Source organism: Lysobacter sp. (genome assembly GCA_013141175.1).
Lineage (GTDB): Bacteria > Pseudomonadota > Gammaproteobacteria > Xanthomonadales > Xanthomonadaceae > Lysobacter_I.
This window is the reverse complement of the sequence record JABFRN010000001.1, coordinates 1,528,436-1,554,238: the sequence shown is the minus strand read 5'-3', so window position 1 is coordinate 1,554,238 and position 25,803 is coordinate 1,528,436. Positions and strand designations below refer to the sequence as shown.

Sequence of the window (25,803 nt, the reverse complement as noted above, 5' to 3'; positions counted from 1 at the left end):
CCTGCTGATTCGTTCGTGCTGATTCGTTCCGGCTGAACACGTCCGCAGCCCGCCCCGGACCTGATCCGGGGATGGGCTTTCCAGTGGTTCCCTATTCGACCCGCAGCGCCTGCATCGGCTGCACGCGCGAGGCGCGGATCGCCGGCAGCAGGCTCGCCAGTACGCCCGCCGCCGCCAGCGACAGCACCACGACCGAGATCGCCAGCGGATCGGCCACGCCGATTCCGAACAGGAAACTCTGCAGCAGCCGCGACGACGCCATGGCGATCGCCAGGCCGATGACCAGACCCAGGCCGATCTGCCGGCCGGCTTCGCCCAGCACCTGGCGCAGCAGGCGCGCGCGCGATGCGCCGAGCGCGGCGCGCACGCCGAACTCGTGCAGCCGCGCGCCGACCGCGACCGCCATCACCGCATAAAGCCCCACCGACGCCAGCAACAGCGCCAAACCCGCCGACAGCGTGACCAGCAGCAGGTTGAGGCGTTGCTGGCCGGTGGTGCCGGCCACGATCGCCTCCATCGGCTGGAGGTTGGAGATCGGCTGCTGCGGTGCCACTTCCCGGATCGCCTGCCGCAGGTCGGCTTCCCCCGCGCCCAGCGCACCGGTACGCAGACCCACCGCGTAGCTCAATGGCCCGAACTCGCGCAACAAGGTCCACAACGGCGGCGGAATCTGCGCCAGCGGTGCGTACAGCGTGGCGGGCGCCGGCTCGCCCGGCCCGAACTGGCGCACGTCGCCGACCACGCCGACCACGCGCATGCCGATGTCCGGGCCGTCGTCCATCGGCAGCGACACGATCTTGCCCAGAGGTTCGCCGCCGAGGTAGTCCTTCGCGAACTTCGCGCTGACCAGGCATACCGGCTCGCCACCGGCGGCGTCGCGGTCTTCGAAACCACGTCCGGCCAGCAGCGGGATCCGGAAGGATTCGAGGAAGCCGGGCGTGCTCAAGCGGTACTGCACCGTGACCTCGCGCTTGTCCGGCAGCAGCATGCTGTAGTTGAGCTGCGAGCCCGCCGGCAGATTGGTGGACGCGCCGGCGTGCTCGACGCCGGGCAGGCGCCGCAGGCGTTCGAGGATCCGCCGGGTCAGGTCCATCGCGTCGGCGGATTCGACGTAGCGTTCCTTGATCGGCGCCAGGGTGAAGGTGGTCACCGCATGGCTGCGGAAGCCCATCGGAACCGATTCGAGCGTCTGCAGGCTGCGCGCGAACAGTGCGGCGCTGACCAGCAGCACGACCGCGACCGCGACCTGGGCGACGACCAGTGCCCGTCCCAGACGGCCGGCATGTCGACTCCAGCCCGAACGCCCGCCGCCGACCAGTTCATGCACCCAGTCGGCACGGCGCGAGCGCGCCACCCCCAGCACCGCGGCCAGCAGCGCGGTCAGCAGGCCGGCGCCGAAAGCGAACGCCAGGCTGGCGCCACTCAGGCCAACGGCCTCCCCGCGCAGCCATTGCGGCGGTACCAGACCCCCCAGCAGACGCAGGCCGACCCATGCCAGCAGCACGCCCATCGCCGCGCCCAGCAGGCCGACCAGCGCGCCCTCGGCCAGCAGCGGCACGCTCTGCCGCGCGGCCGGAGCGCCGAGCGCGGCGCGCACCGCGCTGTCGTGGCTGCGCGCCAGCGTGCGCAGCAGCATCAGGCTGGCGAGGTTGATCGCCGCGATCAGCAGCACGCAGGCGGCGGCGCACAGGAACAGCCACAAGGTGTTGCCGGTGCGGTAGGCGAACACGCTTTCCATCAGCGGCAGCGCCATCGGCGGGTTCTGGCGCATGTATTCGCGCTGGTCCTGCGAGAGGCCGGCATCCGCGGCCATCATCGTTTCCAACGCGGCCCTGGTCTGCTGGGCGACGGACGCGACGGTGGCGTCCGGCCGGATCCGCGCCACGATGATCTGATTGGTCGACAGGTCGGTGTCGAGCGGGTCGGGCTGCAACGACAGCACCAGGTCGAAGCGGTCCGGCCAGCGGAACGCCTCCGGCAGCACGCCGACGATGCGGACCGAGCGCCCTTCGACCTGCAGATTGCGCCCGACCGCAGCCGGGTCCGCGCCGAAGCGCGTGCGCCAGAATTCGTGGCCCAGGATCACCGCCGCCGGCCCGTTCGGGCGGTTCTCGTCGGCGTCGAAATTGCGGCCCGCCGCCATCGGCAAACTGAAGGTGCGGATGAAACCGGCGTCCGCGCGCAGCGCCTGCGCCACCTCGGCCTGGTCGCCGAACGCGATGTTGGCGTTGGTGACCCAGCCCATGATCATTCCGGCGGATTCCACGCCCGGCATGCGCTGGAGCGGCGCGTAATAGCGCGGCGCGGCGATGGTCCGACTCGGCTCGATCTGGATGCCCAACGTCACCAGCCGGTCCGGCTGCGGAAACGGCAACGGCTTGAGCAGCGCCTGGTGCAGCAACGCGAACACCGCCGTGATCGTGGCCACGCCCAATGCCAGCGTCAGCGTCGCAAGGATGAGGTAGCCCGGACGGCGCAGCAGCCCGCGCCAGGACTGCCGCACTTCCCACAACAGCGCGCTCACGGGGTCGCGTCCAGGGTGGCCGCACCGGCCAGGCCGGCCGGGACGAGGATGTCCGTTTCGTGGCGAAGGCGTTCGAACGTGTCCTCGTCGACGATGCGCCCGTCCAGCATGTGCACGACGCGCTTGGCGCGCCGCGCGAACGCCGGGTCGTGGGTCACCATGCACAAGGTCGCGCCGGAGCCGTTCAACTGCTCCAGCAACTGCATGACCGCCTCGCCGTTGCGGCTGTCGAGGTTGCCGGAGGGCTCATCGGCCAACAGCAGCGAGGGCTCGCCGACCAGTGCCCGGGCCACCGCCACGCGCTGCTGCTGGCCACCGGACAGTTGTCCGGGATAGTGGCGCATGCGGTGGTGCATGCCGACCTTGCCGAGGACTTCCAGCACGCGTTCGCGCGCGCGCTTGCGGTCGTAGCCTTCGCGGAAGGTCAGCGGCAGCGCCACATTCTCCTCCACGGTCAGGTCGGCGATCAGGTTGAAGGCCTGGAAGATGAAGCCGATCCGCGCGTTGCGCAGGCGCGCGCGGCTGCGGTTGTCCAGTGCGGTCACGTCCTCGTCGCCGAGCAGATAGCGACCGCTGTTCGGCACGTCCAGCAGGCCGAGGATCGACAGCAGCGTGGACTTGCCGCAACCGGATGGTCCGGTGATGGCGACGAAGTCGCCCTGGGCGATGTCCAGGTCGATGCCCGACAGCGCCAGCGTCTCGACTTCGTCGGTGTGGAAGACCTTGCCCAGGCCCTGCAGGCGGATCAGCGGCGAAACGGCGTCGATGGTATTGGCGTGCTCGGTCATCGGGGACTCCATGTGGGTTCAGCGCAAGCGCAGCGTGTCGTAGCCATTCCACTGGCTGGTGTCGGAAAGCACGGCCTGATCGCCGGCGCGCAGTCCGGCGCGCACCTCGATGCGATCGCTGGACACCGCGCCGAAACGCACCTGCACGCGCCGGGCGACATCCTCGCCGGGCCGGGTCACGAACAGCGTGGATACGCCTTCGGGCACGGCCGCAGCGGGGCGGCCGATGCTGACGACGTCGTGCAGGGTGCCGAGCAGGATGTTGCCGTCGACCGAGAGGTCCGGGCGCGCGCCGGCCGGCAGCGGCCGGTCGAAGGCGACATCGACGACGACGCTGCCGTCGCGGACCGCCGGATCGATGCGGATGAGCCGCCCCGGCACGATGCCGCCACGGGTGTCCACCGACACCGTCAGGCCCAACCGCAGGTCCTTGGCCAACAGTTCCGGCACCTGCAGGCGCGCGATCAGCTCGTCCGGGCGCGCGACGCGGGCCAGCTTGGCGCCCGCCTCGATCTGCTGCCCCGGCTCCACCTCGACCTGTTGCAGGATGCCGTCGATGCCGGCGCGCACCTGCAGCGAATCGGCTTGTCGGCGCACCACATCCAGGGCGCTGGCGACTTCATCGCGACGCGCCAGCGCGGCGCGCAGCTGCGCGTCCACGTTGCGGCGGAACAGCGCGACCCGCTGCTGCTCGATATCGGCGCGCACGCGGCTCTGGCCTTCGGTGATCTGGGTCTGCTTCAGTTCGATGGCGGAGATCACGCCGGCGGCGTGGGCGCGCTCGTAGGCCTCGCGCTTGATCTCGGCCACGCGCCAGTCCGACTGCGCCTGGGTCCGCGCCGTCTGGTGGTCCAGCAACTGCGAGGCCAGCGACGCGCGGACCGCGGCCACGTCGGCCTCGGCGGCGATCAGCATCGCGCGCGCCTTTTCCAGATTGGACGCCACCTCGGGGTTGGCCAGGCGCAGGATCACGGTATCGGCCTGCACCTTGGCCCCGGCATCCACCACCACGTCCTGCACCGTCGCCGTGGCGCCGGCCGTGATCCAGCGGATCTGCTTGGGCACCAGACTGCCGTTGGCGCGGATCTCCCGCGTCATGTCGCCGGCACGCGCGGTGTCGATCCACAGATCGCCGCGGTCCACGCGCGGCGCAGCCTTGCCCAACGCCAGCGAGATGCCGATGAGCGCAAGCAGCAGCAGTGCGCCACCGGCGAACCAGCGCGTTCTCGGGCGTTTCCAGAGCGGACTGGGCCTTGTCTTGACGATATCCATGCAGACTTCAATGCAAGTGACGTGCCAGCGACCGACATCCTGCGGATGCCTGAAACATCGGGGTTTTCGCGCCCGCAAAGCGCCGCTGCGGCATCGCGCATGTCCGCAAACGGACAGTCGTCGTCCGAAAGCGGATACCGGCCGGCGCGCCACGCGATCGCGGCGCGTGCGATCAGCGGGTCGTTGAAACGCGCAGTGCTTGCGCGTTGATTCGAGTCGCAAGTCCGCTGCTTGCCCGGATTCGCCGCCGACTAGGCCACGATCGGGTCGTGCGGCGCCAGGCATTGCTCGAGGTGGGCGAGATAGAGCCTCCGGATCGGCGCCTTGTCTGCAGCGTTGGGATCCGCCAGGGAGGCGCGCAGGACATGCACCATGACCCGTCGACCGACTTCGACCGGCGGCAGGTGTTCGATCTGGGCGGATGACAATGCATCCGCCATCTTGGCGAGGATCAGTTCCGGCTTGCGCTTGGCGCGGTCGCCGAGCACTTGCGCCCACGCGGTCGACACGGCGTACGCGGCGATGTTGGTCCGGTCCACGAAATCGAAACTCACCGAGATCGAGGTTTCCAGGGTCTGCACGTGGTGCGCCCAGTTGGTGCCGACGAACAGCACCTGTCCGACCTCCAGGTCGGCCCGCCATTCCAGCGCCGAGCGCCAGCTGGGAAAGTCCGCATCGTCCGGCGCCAACGGATCGAGATAACCCACCTCGGGGTTGTGGACGTGGCGCAGATCCTCCGGCGAATACAGGATTGCGCGCTTGCGACCGCGCAACTGGGCGATCAGCGCGATGGTGCCGTTGTTGTCGGTGTGCAGCGGGGTCAGCGCGCCCGGCAGGCTGACCAGCAGCCACAGGTGGTTGAACAGCGAGTAGTAGTACGGCAGCGCGTGGTTCCACGGCTGCAGCGGCGCGGGCACCAGCGGGTCCAGCGCGGCGAAGACCGGGTCCTCGGCATGGTGGGCGAAGCGCAACGTGCCGCAGTACAGCGGCAGGTCCTGCGCGGCGAACTGTTCGTAGTCGCCGTCCATCCAGCAACCGTCGTAGATCTCGCGGACCCGGCCCGGTGCCTCGATGTAATCCAGATATTGCGCGAAGGTTGTCTCCACGCTCACCAGGCTGGCCTTGCGGTTGGTCACGAAGTTCGGCGCCTTGGCGAACGCGCCGAGATGGCCGAAGCGCGCGCGCAGGTGTTCGAGGTCCTGCCATTGGCGATACTCGGGCCAGTGTTCGATATAGCCGGACACGACCCACGGATGCGCGTGGAGCAGGTCGGGGTCGCGCGTGGCGAGGCGCTCGAATTCCTCGCGCGACACCACCGGGATGGATCTGGATGCCATGGACTTGCGGCCTCATGCGGTTGGAAGGGGCGGCAACGCCGGTCGCCCGGCGTTCGCGCGTTCGGACAGGCCCGACACGATCTGCGCCAGGATCGACGCCGCAGCGGTGCTGGTCATGTCGCGGTGATCGAGCAGCGGATTGACTTCCATCGCGTCCACGCCGAGGACGTCGCGCCCGGCGGCGATGGCCCGCGCCAACGCCCCGAGCGTCGCGACATCCAACCCGCCGGGCACCGGATGGCCGGTCCCCGGCGCCCAGCGCGGGTCCACGGCATCGATGTCCACCGAGATGTACACCGGCTGCCGCGAAGGCAGGCGGTCCAGCAGCGCATCGGCGCGCATCGCGTTCGCTTCGGCGGCGGTGGACACGCGCATCTTGCTCGAACGCGCGGATTCGTCGTCGTAGGTGATGCCGCGGTGGCCGATCTGCACGATCCGCTCCACGTGCGGCAGCCCCGCGATGCGCCGCAGCACCTGCTTGTGGCTGTGCCAGTCGCCGCCCGGCCACGCGCAGAAATCGGTATGCGCGTCGAACCAGACCACGCTCAGCGGGCCGGCGCCGTGCAGCGCGGCCACCGCGGCGTAGGAAATCGCGTGGTCGCCGCCCAGCACGACCGGCACCGCGCCGCGCGCCGCGATCCCTTCGACCAGCGCCTGGATCCGCAGCAGCGCATCGGCCCAATCGCAGTCGTGGATGAAATCCACGTCGCCGTGGTCGATTCCGGCATGTTCGATCCGGTCGATGGCGCCCCCGTCGATGCCGATCCCCTCGACATCCCGCGCCGGCAAACCGAGGCTGGCGCGACGGATCGCGGCCGGGCCGAAGCGCGCGCCGGAGGCGATGCCGTTGCCCGCATCGCTGGGGACACCCAGCACTTCGATGCCCGCAGCGCCCGCATGCGGGGCCGCAGCGGCGGGCCAGCCGAACAGCGTCGCGCCGGGCGGCGTATCGCGTTCGAGCATGTGCGCGTCAGGCCTGCGGTGCATGTGGGTCCTTCGCCGCGCTCAACGCGGTCAGCAGCAGGTGCAGCGCGGTCATGGCGGTGGTCCGCCAGCAGGGCGCGGACGGATTGAGCCCCACCAGATCCAGACCGGCGATCGGATGCGCCGCGCCGATCCCGCACACCAGTGCGTGCAAGCGGGCGTAATCGAACAAGGCCACGCCGTCGGCGTCCGACGCCGGGGTCGCCAGCGCGGCCATGTCCACGCCAAGGTAGATGCGCTGCCCGGGCAGCAGATGCGGCGCCAACGCCGCCGCGCCGTCGCGAGCCGCCGCTTCGACCGGCACATGCGCGAAGCCGGCCAGCGATGCGCCCGCGCCAGCCGCGCATGGCCCGACGTGCACGTATCGCGATACGCCGGGCAGGCCAAGCGCAGACCGGGGCAGCGCGTGCGCGCCGACGAAGGCGGAGGGTGCCGTCTCGACCGCATCCCGGCGGCCCAGCACGCCGATGCGAACCACCGCCAGCGGCGCGCGCGACTGCAGCAACCGCAGCGCCGGCCAGCAGATCGACGCGTCGCCGCCCAGCAGCACCGGCAGCGCGCCGGCAGCGGTGAGAATCTCCAGCGCTTCGCTCAGCCGGTCGAACACCGCCGCCTGCCGTTCGCCGTGGTCCACGAACACATCGCCGCCGTCGCACACCGACACGCCGCGCAGGATCGCGCGGCCACGGTCGACGTCGAACCAGCCCTGGGACTGGCCGGTCGCGCGGTCGATGCCGTACAGCGTCTGCATCGACGCCTCACGCAACGCGGCCGGGCCCGCGCGCGCGCCGGCCGATGCGCGGTCGCCCGTATCGCAGGGCACGCCGATCGCGACCACGTTGGCCAAGGCCGGAACCAGCGTCTGCGCCGGGCAGTCGAAGAGGCGGATCGGCGGATCGGTCAGCAGACGTCGCGTCGGCGGCGCCTCCGCTTCTCCCTCGGCCAGGAGAAACCCTTTCGCGCGCAAGGTGCGGATCGCGCCGACCATGCGTGCGATGTCGGCGTCGGCGCCTGCCACTTCCCTCAGCGTGGCGGGCGCCTGGAACCGCCGCAGCAGGTCGTACAGCGGACGCGGCACGCGCAGCCGCTTGCCGGTGGACTGCAGATACAAAGTCGCCACGGTAGCGTCGACCTGTTCCACCTGCAGCCAGCGCGACATCACCAGCGGTACGGCGACGTCGGAAGCGATGCCTTCGTCGGCGGTCTTCGCGGTGTCGGCCTGCGCGCTCACGCGGCGTCTTCCAGCGCCCGCAGCATCGTTTCCTTCACCCGGCGCGAACGTTCCGGCACCGCGCTGGCCAGCGCCGAACGCAGGACGCTGATCATCACTTCGCGCCCGATCGCCTCTTCGTCGCCACGGTCGAGCGCGGCGTGGACGCTGTCGTCGGCGATGCGCGCGCGGATCAGTTCGGCGTTCTTCTTCGCGAACAGCCCCAGTTCGTGGCGCCAGTCCATCGATCGTGCGTATGCGCCGAGGTTGATCGAGTTGACGATGTCGAAACTGACCGTGATCGACTGCGACACCGTGACGACGTGATGGGCCCAGTTCGGACCCCAGATCAACAGTTCGCCCGGTTCCAGCGAAGCCGTCCACGGCCGCGCCTGGCGCCAGGTCGGGAATTCGTCCTCGTTCGGCGCCAGAGGATCGAGATAGCCCACCGCCGGATTGTGGAAATGCGGCTTGTCCTCGGGGCTGTACAGGATCGCCTGCTTGCGGCCTTCGAGCTGGGCGAGGTAGGCGATGACCGCATTGTTGTCCTGGTGCAGCGGAGTGAGCGCGCCGGCCAGGCTGACGTACAGCCAGACGTGATTGCCCGACTGGTAGTAGTAGGGAATGTCGTCGTTGAGCGTTTCCAGCAGCGCCGGCACGATCGGATCGATGTCCGCGAACACCGGCTCGCGCGCGTGGCGCACGAGCCGCAGGTTGCCGCAATAGAGCGGCAGATCCAGCTCGCGCAGCACGCCGGCGTCGCCCTTGGACCACTTCCCGCCGAACAGATCGTCCACGCTGTCCGGATTCTCGACATACCTGAGGTAGGTGCCGAAGTCGGTTTTCACCTGGCACATCCGCGCGTGCTTGTGGGTGATGAACTGCGGCGCGCCCGCAGTCACCGGCAGTTGCCCGAACTTCTCGGCGAGCCGCGCCAGGCTGGTCCATTCGCGGCTGGCGGCCCACTGCGCCGTGAATCCCCGCACCACGCACGGATGGGACAGCAACACGTTCGGGTCGGCCTCCAGCAGCGCATTGAAGGCGTCGATGTCGTAAGCGGGGATAGGCGTCGGGGTCATGGTCGGGAATGGAACTGTCGGAAAGGTCAAAGGCGGGCCAGGCGTATCGATCAGGGCGCGGAGAACGGGATGGCACCGTCGGGCGGATGCGCGGACACGCGGTCCTGGTACAGGCCGGGCGCCGCAGCGGTGTCATCGGTGCGCAGTGCGCGCTGGTGGTGCCAGTGCGCGGCGATCTCGCCGGCCAGGTCTGCCGCGATGCGGCTGGTCCGGTCGCGGACATCCAGCGCGGGATTCACCTCGACCACATCTGTGCCGATCACACGGCGGTGGCGGACGATGGTGCGCAGCATCGCGGCGACGGTGTCCGGCAACAGACCGTCGGGCACGGGCGCTGCGGTTCCGGGCGCCCACAGCGGGTCGATCGAATCGATGTCGATGGACAGGTAGCAAGGCAGGTCGGCCGGCAACAGCGCGAGCAGGCCGTCCGCATCGAGCCCGCGCGCGCGCGCGGTGGTCACCACCACGGCATCGTCGCCGAGGTTGCGCTCGTCGCCGATCGTGATCCCGCGATAACCGATCTGCACGACCCGGCGTACGCCGGGCAATCCCGAGATCCGCCGCAATACCTGCTTGTGGTCGTGGGCGCCACGGCCCGGCCACGGGCTGAAATCGGTGTGCGCGTCGAACCACACCAGGCACAGGTCCCGCGCGCGCGCCAGCACCGAAACCGGCGCGAACGTGAGCGAATGATCGCCGCCCAGCAGCAGCGGACAGCCACCGCGACCGACGATCCGTGCGACGGCTGCTTCCAGCGCGGCGAGGACTGCGCTCGCATCGGCGGCGGCGTGCACGTCCAGATCGCCGCAGTCGCGCGCGTCGTCGCAGGCGACGGCGCCGCACGGAGCATGTGGCGCGATGCTGGCACGCCGGATCGCGCCCGGTCCGCCGGCCGCGCCGCGCGCGATCGCGTTGCCGCGGTCGCTCGGGACGCCCAGCACGCACAACGCGCCCGTTGCCGGTGCGTCGAAGCGCGCCTCGGCAGGCCAGCCGAACAGGGTCGGTGCCGTCGACGCCATCACGGGTCGCTCCGGTGTGGCGCGTATGCGGCATCCATCGCGGTCATCGCGAGGTGGCAGGCGATGGCGGTCGACACCGTCGGTGCGTCCGCACGCAGGTCCAGCCCGACCAGGTCGATGCCCACGATGCGATGCGCCGCGCCGAGCGCGCGGATCAGCGCATCGATCTCGTGCAGCGCCAAGTCCCGGACGCTGGCGCCATCGCTGGCCAGCGGCGCCATGCGCGCCAGCCCCAGGTCGATCGACAGGTGCAGGTCCAGTGCGGTCCCGAGCGCGCGCGCGATGGCGTCAGGCGGGTCCCGGCGCAGCCGCGCCGCAGGGTGGACGACTCCGCTCCCGCGCGCATTCGCCGGGGTGTCGGCATTGTCGGTCGCGCCGTCGAAGCGGCAGCAGAAGGCATGGAACGCCCGGATGCCCGGCAGGCGCGACACGTGCGTTCCGACGGCGTCGGCCGCGACGCTGCGCGGATCCTGCACTTCGCCCAACGCCGGAGTGGCCGCGAACTGCACGACCGTCAGCGGTCGCCCGGCACCCAGGTGCGCCGCCACCGCAGCGGTGATCGAGCGGTCGCCGCCGAGGACGACGGGCACGCTGCCTCCGGCGTGGCCGCGCGACGCGATGCCGACGCCCGCCAGCGCGGCGCCGATGCGCGCGAACAACGTGCGCTGGTCCTCGCCGTATTCCACGAACACATCGCCCGCGTCGGCGATCGTGGCGCCCTCCAGGATGCGCGTGCCGCGATTGGCGTCGAACCAGCCGCGCGGCCGGCCGTCATCGACCCGCAACTGGTAGGCGTAATCGAAGGATTTCCGGCGGATCGCTGCGGGCGCGTCGCGACAATCGCCATCGCCGCCGAGATCGTAGGGCACGCCAAGGACGACGAAATCCGCCGCCACCAAGGGCGACGGCGCATTGCAGAACCGGTAGGCCACCGCAGTGCGCAGGCGCGGTGCGGCGACAGTGGCCGGCGCGTCGGCGTCGACCAGCAGGCCGCGCGCGATCAATTGCCGGACCTGCGCAAGCAGCGCTGCGCCATCGCCACCCGCCGCCGCCTGCTGCAGCGTTCGCGGCGCATCGAAGCCGCGCAGGAAACGGTACGCCGCGCGCGACAGCCGCGAGCGCGCGGAAGAGGCGCGGTTGACCAGCGTGACATGGGTGTCGTCCTGGCTTTCCAGCGCGACGTCGTCGCACAGCACGAAACGCGTCGCGATGGACGCGTCCGGTACCGCGACAACGGTGGCATGCCCGTCGGCCGCAGGGCGCGACGGGGCGGCGTGCGACGTGCGGTAGTCTGGGGAGGTCATCGGCATGGACCGGGCGTCGGCTCAGGCGCCCTGCGGCGCCGCTGTCCTTATCCGGGCGATCGACCCCACCAGCCGGATGACCGCCCTGCCCAGGCTCAACAGCGTCACGGTGGCGCCGAACAGCATCAGGCTGCGCCAGAAGATTTCCAGGAAATCCTTGCCTGCCTGCAGCAGGGTCATGCCCGCCTGCAGGTCGTTCCAGTACTTGACGACCATCGCCGGATATTCGCTCAGGACATTGAGCACCATGAACTTGTAGATCACCGTGAGGATGTAGGCCAGGAACGCCACACCGAACACGGTGTAGATCCCGAGCGCCCACTTCGCGCGCCGGCTCAGGTCGCTGCGCACCGGCGGCGCTTCCTTGCCGAACAGCCGCGCCGCGAGTTCCTGGGTCCAGATCAGCTGCTGCTTGCGCAGATTGACGATCCCGAACACATCGCTCATCAACCAGTAACCGTCCATCCGCAGGAACGGGTTGAACGTCGTCGCGATGGACAGGTCGATGAAGATGAAGGCGAACAGATAGATCGCTTCGCCCGAATACAGATACGCCGCCAGCATCGCCAGCAGGAAGAAACTCTCGAAGTAGACGCCGCCGATATCCACGAGCGCGCGCTGGCGACGCGGCAGCCGCCAGGCTTCGGACACGTTGGTCCACAGCACGGTGTAGATCAGGTACAGGCCCCAGCCGATGGTCATGCGGCGGCAACCGTAATAGGCCGCCGCGCTGGCATGCCCGAACTCGTGCACCACCGTGGCCAAGGTCGAGAACAGCATCAACACCAGCACGTCGCCGGCATCGAGCCGGTTGAAGTCCAGGCGCTGGTCGCCGACCAGGAAGGCGTAGACGTACACATGCATCGCCACGAACAGCAGCAGTCCGGCCAGCAGCACCTTGTGCTGGAACAGGAAGCCCAGCCGCCGCGCGATCGGGTCGACGATGCGCGGGCCGATGATCGGCAACTTGATGTAGAGGAACGCCAGTTTCGGTTGCTTGCTGACGCCGGCGTTGCCGGGATCCTGGTGCGCATGGATCAGGATGCCCTTGGGGATCAGCGACTCTTCGACCAGCCGCTGCAGCCACTCCTTGGGGCGTGCGCCGGGCGTGCGCGCGATATAGGCGTCGATGGCCTCGTCGGCGTCGCGCTGCCCATCGAACTCGCGGACCAGATCCAGGTATTCGGACGGGATCGCGAAGCGCACATGACCTTCCCCGGTCGGCACCGCGCACAGCGCCATCGACCGGGTGGCGTCCGAATCGAACTCGGACACTTCCAGCAACGGGTTGGCGAATGGACGTGAAAAATCAGTCATGTGCGTTTGGCGACGTCAGATCCTGGGGGCGGGCGGGAACGCGTTCGTCGCGGGAACAGCAAGACGCGAGGAAGGGTGGGGCGCAGCCGCAGCAGGACCGTGGCGGAAGTCCACGATCCCACTGCGGCTGTTTTCATCGGAAGATCGCGTGCGCGGTTATTGCGTCGGCGTATCCGGCTTGTCGCAGCGGCCGTTGCAGCGGTCGGCCAATTCGAGACGATCCTCGAGTTCGACGATTTCGAATTCGTCGATCAGCAGCGAATTGTCGAGATTGCTGGCGTTGTCTTTGATGATGTTGGACATCGTAGTGCTCTCCATTGACTTCGTTGAGAAAACGGATCTCGCGATTCCGTTTGCGGTTTGATGCACGGCCTTGCGGTGAAGCCCCGGTTCCTCGTGCATCGGAGGATCGGTTCGGTCGTCGTCGCGGGCATCGGGGAGGGACGCCCGCACGATGATTCGCTCATCGTTCTCCGCCGTGGGCGAGCACCGCGTCGCGCGATGCCAGCTCGCACAGAAAACGCCAGAAGCGCGAGCGGGTCTGCGCCTCGTGGCGGTCCAGCCAATCGATATCCACGCCGCAGTCGCTGCGCAGCCGTTCGACCAGCGCGCGCATTTCCTCGGGGAAGCGGTAGCAGCGCAGGGTGACCGCGTCGGTCCAGACCTGGTCGTTGTCGTTCGCGCGGGACAGTTCGACCATGCGGCGGGGATTGAGCACCGCCCTGCCGCCGTCGGAGGCGAGGCGCTGCGACAGCTCGCGTTGGACGTCCTCGATCCCGCGGCTGGCGGCTGCGCCGGGGACCCGCCACTGGTGGAAGAGATCGCCGCCGCTCCATTCGCCCGCGTGCGCCAGCAGGTTCTCGCCGAAACGCGCATAGATCTCGCGCATGGCCGATTCCACGAAGGCCTCGGCTTCATCGCCATGCAACGGCTCGCCCGGATCGATCAACGGCGCCGTATGGCAAACCCGCTCGCCGTCGATGGTGTGGGCGAATACGGGGAGGATCGGTGCGCCGAAACGCGCCGCCATGCGCACCAGCCCGTCCTTGACCCGCACCTCGGTACCCAGGACGTGAATGGATCCCCGCCGGTGTTCACCGCGCGGACCATCGATGCCGGTATTGCCGTCGATCGCAGCGAAAACACAGCCGCCCTTGGCCATCAGCCGGGCGAGGGTCAGCGCGCCGCGACGGTCCTCCACGTTGGTGAAATCCAGGTGATTCCACAGCGCCGCATCGGGATTGGCGTCGCGCGCCGTCTTGTAGTTGCCGAACGAATCGGCGGCCAGCGGAATGCACAGCGACACACCCGCGTGCGCCAGGTCGGACGGGATGTAGCGGAAATGTCCCTGGTGGAACGTCGCCGCGACCAGGCCACGGCCGCGCCCGAGCTGCGCCTTCACCAGGTCGACGGGAACATTCTTCAACTGCGCCTCGCCGGGGCTTTTGCCCAGGCCCGGCAAGTAGTGGTGGTGGTATTCCCACCCGAGCCAGAGTTTGCTGATCGCCGCGCCGCGCGCCACAGCGTCGATCCTGTCGCGCGTCCAGTGTTCGCCGAACAGCGAGAGCAGGTTCATCCGGTAGGCGTTGAGGCCGGAAGATGTCAGTTCGGCATCGGTCAACGCCAGATATGCGTCGCGCACCGCATCCTTGTCGGCGTGTTCGCCGCGTGCGAGAAGATGTTCGAGGCGCGCGATACCGGGCTGCACGTCGACGTGACCGGCGTGAGGGTCTTCGATGGCTTGCATCCGTTGCATGTGCGCCTGTCTCCGTCGCTGTGTCGCCTTCCCGCGCCTAGCCTTCCGCTGTGCCCACGCGACCGCGCGCGACCGCTGTACGCGGCGCGGAGGTACCCTCGCGCGCTTCGGTTTGCTTGGTCTCGAAATAAACCGCCATCTGTTCCTTGGCGGTGCGCCGGATGTCCGGGCAAGGGCTGCGGTTGTGATCGAACCGGATCTTCGGACAGTGGATGCCTTGGCAGGCCGGCAGCATGTGGCAGCTCTGGCAACCGGTGTCGCGTTCGAACGCAGGCTCCGTCCACAGCGCCATCTTGTCGGTATCCAGATCCAGGGTCCCGTCCGGGAGCAGTTTGCCGACGATGTTGCGGTCCTTGCTGTCGAGATCGATCGTGCACTTCATCAGATCGCCGTGGGCGCCGACGATGAAGTTGTACGGACGGGCCGCGTAACAGACCTCGGTCCCCACCCCGGCGCCCGGGCGCCAGCCGCTGGTGACCTGCAGTCCCAACGCCTTCGCCGCGGCCTTCAGCTTCATGCGCACGGCGTGCGACTCTCCGGTGCCGCAGACGTCGAGGTTGGCGTCGTTGGCGCCGCCCCATTTGCCGACGGCGTGGAAAGACAGGGTGAAGCGCTCGTCGTCGCGGAACTTCTCTTGCAGCAGCTCCAGGAATCGTTCCAGGCCCGGCACGTTGCCCTGCGCGAAATTGACGCGGATGCCGACCGAGAAATCGTCCGTCCGGGCGGCCATCTTCACCAGATTGTCGTAGATCGTCTGGAAGGTGCTGCTTCCATCCCGTCCGGGACGATGGCGATCGTGATCCTCCGGCAGGCCGTCCAGCGTGATCTGGAAATCGGTGATGCGCCAGGAGAGCAGTTTGTCCACCACGTCCTCGGTCATGAGGTAAGCGTTGGTGGTCATGTGGCTGAAGTATTCGATGCCTTCCCGCTGCGCGGTTTCCGCCAGGAACGGCGCCAGGTCCTCGATCGCCTCCAGGCCGTAGAGCGGTTCGCCGCCGAACCACGAAACGGTCATTTCGCGAAGCGTCTTCATGCGGTTTTCGACGAGTTTCTTGACCCCTTCGCGCACTTCCGGCCGCATCGTGCCGCGCTTGAAATCCTCATAGCAATAGGTGCATCGGAAGTTGCAATCCTCCGACGCCAGCAGGATCAGTTCCAGCCGGTCGCTGCGGTGGTTCTCCTGGCCGAAGGCGTACTGCACGCGCCGCAGTTCGTCGGCGTCCTTGGAGACGAGATAGCCGCGTTGGGCGAGGTAACTGGCGATGCCGCCCTCGGGCGCGGTCGTGCCCTTCTGGCTGAGCAGCGCCACCATCGCCTCGCGCTGCGCAGGCCGGAACCCGTTCATCGCACCGGTGTAGGTGTTCCAGAGCAGCAGCCAGCCTTCGTTCGTGGTCGTCTGCACATTGAAGCGCGACGGCTTCCAGCTGTGCATGCCATCGAGCGGCGGCCCGGACGCGGCGACGTCGTCGACGATGGTGATCGGAATACTGTCGAGAGGCGACCTTGCGAGAACGTTCCTGTTCATTTGACCTCATCCCATGAGTGGGTGCGAGCCGTGTTCTTGAAACTGAATCATTCAGCAAACAAGATAATTATCATTCGCTTTACCGATCAATAGCACACCTTTCCCGCTCGAGACAAGTCTCGCCAAAATCGGCACACCACAGCACGCGGCAGGCCAGCTTCCGCGAGCTCTCACCGGCAAGAAATCGCTTGATTGTTGATGCGGTGCAGCAAAAAAGCGCCACCGAGCGGATTCACCAAGTCGGCTATATGAATGGCTTCAGCGGGGTTGTCCCCTCGCGCGATTCGACGCACTGGTTTCGATGGGCGGGTGCCGCTGCAGGATGTCGACCGTGCTGCGCAGAAATGAGCGCAAGCCGGTTTTCGTCTGCACTGCCCGATTTAAGGCGCACTTAAGGTTGCGGGCAGACGGTGATGGCTTCGTTCACAAGGAAACATCGCGATGAAAATGCACGCTTTGACCTGGAGTCTGCTGGCGATGGCCGTGGCAACGGCGGGTTGCCAGCGCGAAGGAACGCCGTCGCCGGCCGTTGCAACCGCCGCGACCGCGCCAGCGGGTGAGCCTGCGCCCGCAGCGGCGGGACCGGCCGCCGATCCTGCACTGCTGACGCAGGCGCAGGCGCTGTTCAAGCCGATTCCCGACCAGGCCCCGGCGCTGTCCGGCAATCCGGTCACGCCGGACAAGATCGCGCTCGGCAAGATGCTGTTTTTCGACGGCCGCCTGTCGGCCAGCGGCGTGATCAGCTGCAACTCCTGCCACAACCTCGGGATGGGCGGAATCGACGGCGTGCCGACCTCGATCGGCCACGGCTTCCAGAAGGGCCCGCGCAATGCACCGACGGTCTACAACGCGGTGTTCAACATCGCCCAGTTCTGGGACGGCCGCGCGGAAGACCTGAAGGCGCAGGCCAAGGGGCCGGTGCAGGCCGGCGTTGAAATGAACAACACGCCGGCGGCGGTCGAAGCGACGCTCAATTCGATGCCGGGTTACGTGAAGGCATTCGAGCTCGCATTTCCCGGCGAGGCGAAAGTCGTGAATTTCGACAACATGGCCAAGGCGATCGAAGCGTTCGAAACCACGCTGATCACGCCCGGCGCGCCGTTCGATGCATTTCTCGAAGGCGATGCGCGCGCACTCACCGCGGACCAGCAGACGGGCCTGAAGCTGTTCATGGAAAAAGGCTGCGCCAGCTGCCACAACGGCATCAACCTCGGCGGCCAGGCGTATTTTCCGTTCGGCGTGGTCCACAAACCATCCGACGAGGTGCGCCCGGCCGGCGATGTCGGCCGCTTGACGGTGACGAAATCGAAAGCCGATGAATACGCGTTCCGCGCTGCGCCGCTGCGCAATGTCGCGGCGACCGCACCGTATTTCCACTCCGGAAAAGTGTGGAAGCTGCAGGAAGCGGTGACCATCATGGGCGATGCGCAGCTCGGCGCCACGTTGACGCCGGACGAAGCGGAAAAAATCCATCTGTTCCTGCATTCCTTGACCGCGCCGATTCCGAAGGTGTCCTATCCGGAATTGCCCGAGCGCAGCGATACGACGCCACTGCCGGCAGGCTGAGCGCGACGGCCGACAGGAACGCCCGCGATGCCATGGCGCATCGCGGGCGTTCGCGTCTTTGGCGCAGGACGCGCCTGCGGGATTACAGCACCGTAAGGCGCGCTTAAGCATCGACGCGCATCGTGGCGGCATCTTCCACGGAAACAGGTGTTTTCGATGCGAATCCTCTGGTGGTCCATCGCGCTGTGCCTGCCGTTCGCCGCGCAGGCACAATCCATCGTTCAACTGCAGGCCGGATATGCGAAACAGGCGGCTCGCGAAGATCCGTCGTTCAAGGCGTTTTCCGCTGCGCGGGGACAACGTTTCTTCCTGTCGAAGCACGGCAACGAGTGGAGCTGCGCGAGCTGCCATACGTCGGATCCGACCCGCAGCGGCAAGCATGACGTGACCGGGCGCGCGATCCTGCCGATGGCGCCGACGGTCAATCCGAAACGCTTCGCCGACGCGGCGAAAACCGAGAAATGGTTCCGTCGCAATTGTCGCGATGTGGTCGACCGCGAATGCAGCGCGCAGGAGAAGGGCGATGTGCTCGCATGGCTCGGCAGTCTGCGCGCGGGAGGTGTGCGATGAACCGCGAGTGGATCGCCGCCGCGCTGTCGTGCGCAATGATGCTGCCGTTCGGCGCATTCGCCGCAGGCGACGATGACGACAACGAACGTTCGCCGCGTCGAGCGCCGATGCCGGCCATCTACATCGAGGAATGCGGCGGCTGCCACGTGCCCTATCCCGCGTCGGGTTTGCCGGCCGTGTCGTGGGACGCGCTGATGGCGGGACTCGATCGCCATTTCGGCAGCGATGCGAGTCTTGCGCCGCAGGACGCGGGGACGATCCGTCGCTGGCTGCGTACGAACGCCGGACGCGGTACCGCGAATCGCGCCGAACCGCTGCGCATCACCCGTGCCGCATGGTTCGTGCGTGAACACGACGAGATTCCAGTCGCCACCTGGCGTTCGCCCGCGGTGAAATCGGCCGCCAACTGCGCAGCCTGCCACCGTGGCGCAGAACGCGGCGCATTTTCAGAGCACGATGTGCGCATCCCGCGCGCATCGCCCCCTCGCCCTGCTGCAGGACCGACACGATGAACACTGCCCCCGCCACTTCAACCACTGTCCCTTCGGCCAGCGCGACGAAGGTCCTGATCTGGGACCTGCCGACGCGGCTCTTCCATTGGAGTCTCGCGATCTGTTTCGCGGGCGCCTGGCTGACCTCCGACAGCGAGCGTCAGCAACTGCTGCATCTGCTGTTCGGCTACAGCCTGTTCGGCCTGATCGGCTTCCGCATCGTCTGGGGCTTCATCGGCAGCCGCTACGCGCGCTTCGGCAGTTTCTTCAAGGGACCGGGCGCGACCCTGCGCTATCTCGGTTCGATGGCGAAACGCCAACCGGAGCACCACGTCGGCCACAACCCCGCCGGCGCGGTCGCGGTCTGGCTGCTGCTCGGGCTCGGCCTGGCGATCGCCATCACCGGTTGGCAGATGGTGGTCGGAAGTGCGGGCGAGTCGCTGGAAGAGGTCCACGAGGCGCTGGCCATCGCGATGCTGGTGGTCGTCGGTCTGCACATCGTCGGCGTGATCGTCTCCAGCGTTCTGCATCGCGAGAATCTGCCGCGTGCGATGGTCACCGGCCGCAAGTCCGGGCTGCGCCCTGAAGATGGCATCGCCCGGAAATCAGGGATCGTCGCGCTGCTGCTGTTCGCGGCGCTGGCCGCGTTCTGGAGCTACGGCCTTGCGACCAGGCAGTTGCCGTTCGGTCTGGCCGGCAGCGGCGATCCCACGACGGCCGGTGCAGCGGCCGGGCACGAAGAACACGACGAGGATTGATGGCGCGTACCGGCATGCCGTCCGATAATGCCGCAACGACGGGAGCCGACGATGCGCGTGCTGGTGGTTGAAGACGATCCGCTGCTCGGCGATGCGCTCTGCATCGGCATGCGCCAGCGCGGCTTCGCGGCCGATTGGGTGCGCGACGGGATCGCTGCGGACACCGCGCTGAAAACCGAGACGTTCGCGGCGGTGATCCTCGATCTTGGTCTGCCGCGTCTGTCCGGCATGCAGTTGCTTCGGCAACGGCGCGAGGCGCACGACCGTACGCCGGTGCTGATCCTCACCGCGCGCGATGCGGTGGAGGAACGCGTGCACGGACTGGATGCTGGCGCCGACGATTACGTGGTGAAGCCGGTGGATCTCGACGAACTGGCCGCGCGGCTGCGCGCGCTGGTGCGTCGCAGTGGCGGCGATGCGCAACCGCTGCTGCAGGTGGGTGCGCTGCGGATCGATCCCGCCGCGCGACATGTCGATTGGCACGAAGCGCCGGTCGAGCTGTCGCCGCGCGAGTTCGATCTGCTGCTGGAATTCGCGCGCTCGCCGAATCGTTTCCTGAGCAAGGAACAGCTCACCGAACGGCTGTACGGTTGGAACGACGAGGTCGAATCCAATGCACTCGAAGTCCATATCCATCATCTGCGCCGCAAGCTCGACCCGACGCTGATCGTGACCCAGCGCGGCGTCGGCTACATGCTGCGGACATCGGAAGCCTGATGAAAGCCGCCGCGAACGCATCCGGGCACGACCGGGATTTTTCGCTGCGCACGCGCCTGCTGGTGGCGATGCTGTCGATCGTCGCGGTGGTCTGGCTGCTGTCGGCATTCGCCAGTTACGCGCAGGCGCGTCGCGAACTGGGCGAACTGCTCGACGCGCACCTCGCGACCTCGGCGGCGCTGCTGGTCGCGCAGGCATCGGAGGAGTTGGAGGAGATCGAGCTGGAGCACCTGCCGGATCTCGGCGACGCCCATCAGCGGCTTGCGCTGCAGGTGTGGAACGAAGGTCGCCTCGGCGTGCACAGCGCCAACGCGCCGAACACGCCGTTGGCGCCGTTCCGGCATGGCTTCGCGGACGTGACCGCCGCCGGAACCGCATGGCGCGTCTACAGCACCCGCAGCCGCGAGGGCGACTGGGTGCAGGTCGGCGAGCCGGTGTCCGCGCGCACCGACATCCTGCGCGAAGCGCTGGCGCGGCAGGCGTGGCCGATGCTGCTGGCGCTGCCGCTGCTGGGCGTGGGGATCTGGTTCGTGCTCGGGCGCGGCCTGTCGCCGCTGCAGCGCATGGCACAGACGGTGGGCATGCGCGCGCCGCTGGATACCACGCCGATCGTGGCCGACGACGCGCCGCGCGAGATCCGTCCGCTGCTGGATCGGCTCAACGCCCTGTTCGTACGCACCGGCGCGAGCATCGCGCGCGAGCACCGTTTCATCGGCGACGCCTCGCACGAGCTGCGCACGCCGGTCGCGGCGATCCGCGCGCAGGCGCAGGTTGCGCAGGGCGCGCGCGACGACGCCGAACGCCAGCGCGCGCTGGTCGGAGTGATCGCCGGCTGCGACCGGATGACCGCGCTCACCGGGCAATTGCTCACCTTGTCGCGACTGGAAGCGGGCGTTCTCAGTACGGCGACCGCGAATGCGTCGATGCGCGATATCGTCCAGGACACGCTCGCCGAATTCGCACCGCTCGCGCGTCGGCAGCAGGCACGGATCTCGCTTCAGATCGCGGACGATCTGCGCGTGGACAGCGATCCGCTGCTGCTGCAGATCGTGCTGCGCAATCTGGTCGGCAATGCGTTGCAGTACGGCGGCGAAGGCGTCCGCATCCAGCTTGCGGCTTCGCGCCTGGACAACGTGGTGTCGCTCAGCGTGTGCGACGACGGCCCCGGGATCGCGGCGGAAGATCGCACCCGCGCGCTGCAGCGCTTCGACCGGCTGGAGACGCATGCGGCCGGCGGCGCCGGCCTGGGCCTTGCGATCGTGGAACGCATCGCCGATGCGATCGGCGCGCAGCTGTCGCTGTCCGACGGCCTCGACGGGGCCGGGCTCGGCGTGCATCTGCGGATTCCACAGCGGCACGCGTCGCGACCGGCCTGAATCCATCCGGTCTGAAACGAGCCGCCTGAATCGATCCGGCAGCCATCTGCCAACGCGCGCGGGATCCGCGCCATGCAGGCGGGCAATGGCGCTTCAGAGCCTGTTCAAAACATCACCACAAGCATCGCTTTCGCTCGTCATTCCCGCGAAAGCGGGAATCCAGCGTCTTTAACCCGCTGAAATACAACGACACTGGATTCCCGCTTTCGCGGGAATGACGAGCGAAATTTTCAACGCGCAAAGATTTCGAACAGGCTCTCGGTCTGTCGTCGCTAACGCATGTCGTCTTTTCGATCTGCAGGAAACATCATTCGTCCGGTTTCGGAACTTTCGGCGGCTTCGGTTTTTTCGTCCCGGTCTTCGTGACGGGCCGCGCCGGAGCGGCCGGTGCCGGTGCCGGCCTGGTGCCGTTGCCGAGCATTTGGATGCCGCGGATCCGATTGCCCAACACGCCGCAACTGCTCATGGGATAGACCGTGCAGAGACAGGAGCGGGTCTCGATTTCGCCGTTGTCCATGTTGCCGACGAAGCCCAGCGGCGCGTAGTGATGTTCGGTGCCGCGCGGCCACTGCAGCCGCGCGCTGCCGCCCGTATCCTCGGGCCATTCGAGCCGGCCGGTGGCGACGCGCGCGGGGATCAGCCAGTAGTCGCCGCTGCGGTATTCGCGGCCCGCCGCGAAGCGGATCTGCACGCCGTCCTCGAGATCGATCCAGCCGGGGTCGGTGCCGCTGCTTTCGGTCACCGGCACCGCGCCGGACACGAGCCGGACATCGCCGTAGTCGCTCTGGTCCCAGCGCCTCACTTTCGGATTGGACGCGTCGACGACCCATGTCGGCGAACCGTTGCGGATTTCGACCGTCAGTTGATCGGCATCCACGCTCGCGATCCGGAACAGCGGTCCCGCGCGCCCGAGCAGATCGTCCTCGTCGTTGCTCAGCTCCACCCATTGCCCGGCGCTGAAGCCGCGACTGTTGGCCACGGTCAGGCGGTCGCCGGCGACGGCGAGCCAGCGGGTCGCCACGCTGCCGTTGTCGCGCGACCACTTGAACGTGGGACGCGCGCCGTTGGCGTTGCCCTGGTGGATTTCGACGCGGTAGAGATGGTTCTCCGCGCCGCGATAGCCGGACTCGGGGCTGGTGATGCAGGGGTCGTCGAGGCGCTGGCCGGGGTCGATCCGTGCGGCCAGCGCCGGCAGGTCGTCGCGTTCGAGCACCAGCAGCGGGACCGCGCAGGCCTGCGATGCGTCTTCCTCCAGCAGCGCCATGCCGTCGATGATGCGTTGGCGCAACGCTTCCAGGCGCGCGCGTTCGACCGGGTCCTGGGTCTGCTGCAGACGGTCCTCGACGAGTTCGAGGCGACGTTCCAGTCCGGATTCGACCGCGTCGCCTTCCAGCGCCCTGACCTGCCAGACCACCTGCGTGCGGCTGCAGGTGTCGGGGCCGCCGAGCGCGACTTCGCGGATCGACGGATGTTCGATCGCGGTGACGTGACGCTCCCAGACATCGAGATAGACCCAGAACCGGCGATCGCCCTCGGCGCGGTCGTCGAGCCAGGCGCGCAGCGGATCGCCCGCGTCATTGCCTTCGGCGGCGGCCGGGACGTAGTGCGGCTGATCGATGTAATCGCAGCCGTCGGATTCGCAGAGAATGCCATCGACGTAATAGCGTCCTGCGCCGACGATCAGCGTCGGCGTGGCGTCGGTGGTATCGAGGGTGAGCGCGAAGCCCAGATCGTCCACCGGGCCGCCGTAGGGCCCGAACAGGTCGCGCGCCATCGTGCGCAGGTAGTGGAGCAGGATCGCGCCCTGCTCGTTGGGATCGGCATCCAGGGTGACGCGGCCTTGTTGCAGCAGCACCTGGCTGAAGTGATTGCGGGGATCGAAGGTCACCCGTGAGAAATCGCCTTTCATGGTTGCATCCCTATCCGAGTCAGTCGGCAAAGAGGAGACCGACCGTCATGCCGGCCGGCGTGTATTCGTCGAGGCGCGCGCGCAGGTTCGCCTCGCGTTGGGGTTCGTACAGATCGTGATAGACGCCCATTTCGGATTCGTCGTCGGCACCGCGCCGGATCTCCTCGGCGCATTGCATGCTCAACCGCGCGTATCCGGGATGCCCGTAGCGGCGCGCGTCGTAGCGGGGACGCACGCGCAGCACTTCGCTGGCGATCCGCTCGGCTTCCGCTTCGGCATCGCCCGACGCCGACAACTGCAGTGCGCGCACCGCGGCCACGACCTGGTCGGGTTGGCAGCGATAGCGGCGCGGCGTGCGGCAGTGTCGCGGCACATGGCAGAAGCGCATGCAGCCGATCTGTCGCCGGGCGACGTTCAGGCAATCGTTGAACAGACTGTTCTCGGCCAGATCCAATGCATGCGCTTCGACGATGCCGAAGATCGTGCTGCGCTTGATCGTCAGCACCGCGTGCGCGACCGCGCTGCCGGCGCCGCCGATCGCTTCGTGCCCGCCATCGGCGGCATCGACGATGCTGTCTTCGATCGACAGCGGCACCGGATCGCTGCCGACTTCATCCTGCTGCACCTGGATCGAGCCGACGATGCTGTGCTCGATGCGCACCCGCGCCTTGAGCTGATGCAGCTCCAGGCTGGGTTCTGCAGGCCGCTCCGGTTCGCAGTCGCAGTCGATGCCCCATCCCGGCACCAGCGTGCAGTGGCGGATCAGCAGCTCAGCGGCGCAGTTCGGCGCGTTCGCGGCGGCATCGGCGTAGAGCGCCGGATCGCGCGGCGCGGACGCATGCAGCGGCCGTCCGGTGACGATCACGCCGTCGAGCGCGAACCGGCTGCCGACATCGAGCTCGACGGTCAGCGCATCGGGTAGATCGGTCTGCCAGTCGATCAGGCGGATCACCGGACGCACGCCGTTCGCGGCGCGCAGCGTCAGCGTCTGTCCCGGGCGCAACCGGATGTGCAGCGGCTCCACCCACACGCCGCTGTTGACCAGTTCGATCACCGCGTGCGCGGGCGCGTCCTCGCGCCATTGGCGCAGCGCGTCGGCGATGCGCGGCATCGGCGTGTCTTCGCCGACCCGGTACAGGGTGAACTCTCCGGCCGGCTGGTGCATCGGTCGCAGATACTCGCCGCCGCCGAGGTCGGCCGAAAAGCCATAGCGGTAACCGACGCGCACGCCCTTCTTCGGCAGCTGCGTCGGCGGGAACATCAAGCGCCCGAGCACCGGATCGATCGCGACCTTGCCGCGCGCCGGTTTGTAGCGCCAGCCGGACAGGTCGGCGACGATCAGCGCCGACGCCGGCAGCGGCTGAGCGGGGTCGTGACCGGCCCATTGTTCCGCCCAGATCGCGACGCTGCGGTCTTCGCCGTAGATATCGTCCAGCGCCGCTTCCATCGCGCGACGGCGGATCGGCACCGGCAGGTTCGCTTCTTCGGCGATATGGTCCGGGCCGGGTTCCGGCTGCGGGCGGCGATACAGCGGCGCATCCTGGCCGAGCACGCTGAAGGTGTAGCAGTGCGCACCGACATCCTCGACGCAATAGGCCGGCGTGCGCGTGACCGGATAGCTGCGCATGCGCCACACGAAGACGCCGACGTTCGGAATGTTGTAGCGGTTGCGGCTGTCGCCGCGGACGTAGCGCGAATTGGCGCGGCGGACATCGACGCTGTGCGCGAGGGAATCGAACGGCGTATCGACGACATCCATCGCCTGCATGTCGCGCAGGGATGCGGTGCCCAGGCGGTCGTAGTGCGGATGATTCGACTGCTGCGCGCGATCGAGCAGTTTGAAGAACTCGACCGCCCGCGTCGGCCAGCCGGCGACATCGCGGGCCAGGTCTTCGAGCAGCGCGAGCGTGCCCTTGCGACGACGGTTGCGGATCAGATTCGCGATCTCGCGACGCGGCACCAGCACCCGGTTCAACGCGCGGCCTTCGGCATCCAGCGTCTGCGCCGGCGTGCCGGCGGACGGCACCGGGCGGAATCCGAGCAGGTCGGCGAGATAGGGCACGGCCCAATCGTCGGCGGTTTCGATGAACCAGTTGTCGTAGAGATGCGCGATATCGTCTTCGACCAGGTTGACCTGCTCGGAGATGGTGCGCAGCAGCGCCTGCAGCGGATAGCCGTGCTCGGCGTCGCGGATGCGATAGATCGCGGGCAGATTGCGATACAGGCGGTCGATGCGTGCGTCGGGTGGTGTCGTCGACAGGGCGGTCATGGCTGCGCTCGATGGGTTCGCTGGCGTGGGGT

The 25,803-nt window shown here is 68.1% G+C and carries 21 protein-coding genes; 6 read left to right on the top strand and 15 right to left on the bottom strand.

The annotated features are described in order from the left end of the window. Positions 1-91: 91 nt before the first annotated feature. From HOP03_06935 to HOP03_06875, 13 genes are all read right to left on the bottom strand, one after another. Positions 92-2,524 carry an FtsX-like permease family protein gene (locus HOP03_06935; protein ID NOT87898.1) on the bottom strand — a complete coding sequence of 811 codons (2,433 nt, stop codon included), beginning with the start codon at positions 2,522-2,524 and terminating at the stop codon, positions 92-94. Continuing rightward, complete coding sequence (locus tag HOP03_06930) at positions 2,521-3,324, bottom strand: ABC transporter ATP-binding protein (protein NOT87897.1); 804 nt, start codon at positions 3,322-3,324, stop codon at positions 2,521-2,523. Before HOP03_06930 ends, HOP03_06935 begins: the two co-directional genes overlap by 4 nt. Before the next feature lie 6 nt (positions 3,325-3,330). Next, on the bottom strand, positions 3,331-4,584 hold the full coding sequence (locus HOP03_06925) for an HlyD family efflux transporter periplasmic adaptor subunit (GenBank protein NOT87896.1): 1,254 nt from the start codon (positions 4,582-4,584) through the stop codon (positions 3,331-3,333). 251 nt (positions 4,585-4,835) lie between these two features. Further along, complete coding sequence (locus HOP03_06920; GenBank protein ID NOT87895.1) at positions 4,836-5,921, bottom strand: hypothetical protein; 1,086 nt, start codon at positions 5,919-5,921, stop codon at positions 4,836-4,838. Positions 5,922-5,933: 12 nt separating this feature from the next. Next, positions 5,934-6,908: an arginase family protein gene (locus tag HOP03_06915; protein NOT87894.1), complete on the bottom strand. Its 975-nt coding sequence runs from the start codon at positions 6,906-6,908 to the stop codon at positions 5,934-5,936. Continuing rightward, positions 6,892-8,136 carry a hypothetical protein gene (locus HOP03_06910; protein ID NOT87893.1) on the bottom strand — a complete coding sequence of 415 codons (1,245 nt, stop codon included), beginning with the start codon at positions 8,134-8,136 and terminating at the stop codon, positions 6,892-6,894. The genes HOP03_06915 and HOP03_06910 overlap by 17 nt, the downstream gene beginning before the upstream one ends. Then, positions 8,133-9,194 (bottom strand): hypothetical protein, encoded by a 1,062-nt coding sequence (locus HOP03_06905; GenBank protein NOT87892.1) that lies wholly within the window; start codon positions 9,192-9,194, stop codon positions 8,133-8,135. The genes HOP03_06910 and HOP03_06905 overlap by 4 nt, the downstream gene beginning before the upstream one ends. 50 nt (positions 9,195-9,244) lie before the next feature. Next, positions 9,245-10,216 (bottom strand): arginase family protein, encoded by a 972-nt coding sequence (locus tag HOP03_06900; protein NOT87891.1) that lies wholly within the window; start codon positions 10,214-10,216, stop codon positions 9,245-9,247. Further along, complete coding sequence (locus HOP03_06895; GenBank protein NOT87890.1) at positions 10,213-11,517, bottom strand: hypothetical protein; 1,305 nt, start codon at positions 11,515-11,517, stop codon at positions 10,213-10,215. Before HOP03_06895 ends, HOP03_06900 begins: the two co-directional genes overlap by 4 nt. 21 nt (positions 11,518-11,538) lie before the next feature. After that, positions 11,539-12,834, bottom strand: a complete 1,296-nt coding sequence (locus HOP03_06890; protein NOT87889.1) for a hypothetical protein — start codon at positions 12,832-12,834, stop codon at positions 11,539-11,541. 156 nt (positions 12,835-12,990) lie between these two features. Then, a complete protein-coding gene (locus tag HOP03_06885) occupies positions 12,991-13,137 on the bottom strand; it encodes a hypothetical protein (GenBank protein NOT87888.1) in 147 nt (48 codons plus the stop codon). A gap of 160 nt (positions 13,138-13,297) precedes the next feature. Continuing rightward, complete coding sequence (locus tag HOP03_06880; protein ID NOT87887.1) at positions 13,298-14,590, bottom strand: hypothetical protein; 1,293 nt, start codon at positions 14,588-14,590, stop codon at positions 13,298-13,300. 37 nt (positions 14,591-14,627) lie between these two features. Beyond that, a complete protein-coding gene (locus HOP03_06875) occupies positions 14,628-16,022 on the bottom strand; it encodes a radical SAM protein (protein ID NOT87886.1) in 1,395 nt (464 codons plus the stop codon). A gap of 570 nt (positions 16,023-16,592) precedes the next feature. Here HOP03_06875 and HOP03_06870 point away from each other — a divergent pair. The 6 genes from HOP03_06870 to HOP03_06845 all read left to right on the top strand — a co-directional run bounded on the left by HOP03_06870 (position 16,593) and on the right by HOP03_06845 (position 21,593). Beyond that, the gene (locus HOP03_06870) at positions 16,593-17,681 is read left to right on the top strand and encodes a cytochrome-c peroxidase (GenBank protein NOT87885.1); all 1,089 of its coding nucleotides are present in this window, start codon (positions 16,593-16,595) and stop codon (positions 17,679-17,681) included. Positions 17,682-17,837: 156 nt separating this feature from the next. Then, a complete protein-coding gene (locus HOP03_06865) occupies positions 17,838-18,251 on the top strand; it encodes a DUF1924 domain-containing protein (GenBank protein ID NOT87884.1) in 414 nt (137 codons plus the stop codon). After that, on the top strand, positions 18,248-18,763 hold the full coding sequence (locus HOP03_06860; protein NOT87883.1) for a cytochrome C: 516 nt from the start codon (positions 18,248-18,250) through the stop codon (positions 18,761-18,763). Before HOP03_06865 ends, HOP03_06860 begins: the two co-directional genes overlap by 4 nt. Then, positions 18,760-19,500 (top strand): cytochrome B, encoded by a 741-nt coding sequence (locus HOP03_06855; GenBank protein ID NOT87882.1) that lies wholly within the window; start codon positions 18,760-18,762, stop codon positions 19,498-19,500. Before HOP03_06860 ends, HOP03_06855 begins: the two co-directional genes overlap by 4 nt. A gap of 51 nt (positions 19,501-19,551) precedes the next feature. Further along, on the top strand, positions 19,552-20,217 hold the full coding sequence (locus tag HOP03_06850) for a response regulator transcription factor (GenBank protein ID NOT87881.1): 666 nt from the start codon (positions 19,552-19,554) through the stop codon (positions 20,215-20,217). Next, on the top strand, positions 20,217-21,593 hold the full coding sequence (locus HOP03_06845; GenBank protein NOT87880.1) for a two-component sensor histidine kinase: 1,377 nt from the start codon (positions 20,217-20,219) through the stop codon (positions 21,591-21,593). The genes HOP03_06850 and HOP03_06845 overlap by 1 nt, the downstream gene beginning before the upstream one ends. A gap of 307 nt (positions 21,594-21,900) precedes the next feature. On the opposite strand, the gene HOP03_06840 is transcribed toward HOP03_06845, so the two are convergent. Further along, complete coding sequence (locus HOP03_06840; protein NOT87879.1) at positions 21,901-23,502, bottom strand: hypothetical protein; 1,602 nt, start codon at positions 23,500-23,502, stop codon at positions 21,901-21,903. 19 nt (positions 23,503-23,521) lie between these two features. Then, positions 23,522-25,771, bottom strand: a complete 2,250-nt coding sequence (locus tag HOP03_06835) for a hypothetical protein (protein NOT87878.1) — start codon at positions 25,769-25,771, stop codon at positions 23,522-23,524. Between the last annotated feature and the right edge of the window lie 32 nt (positions 25,772-25,803).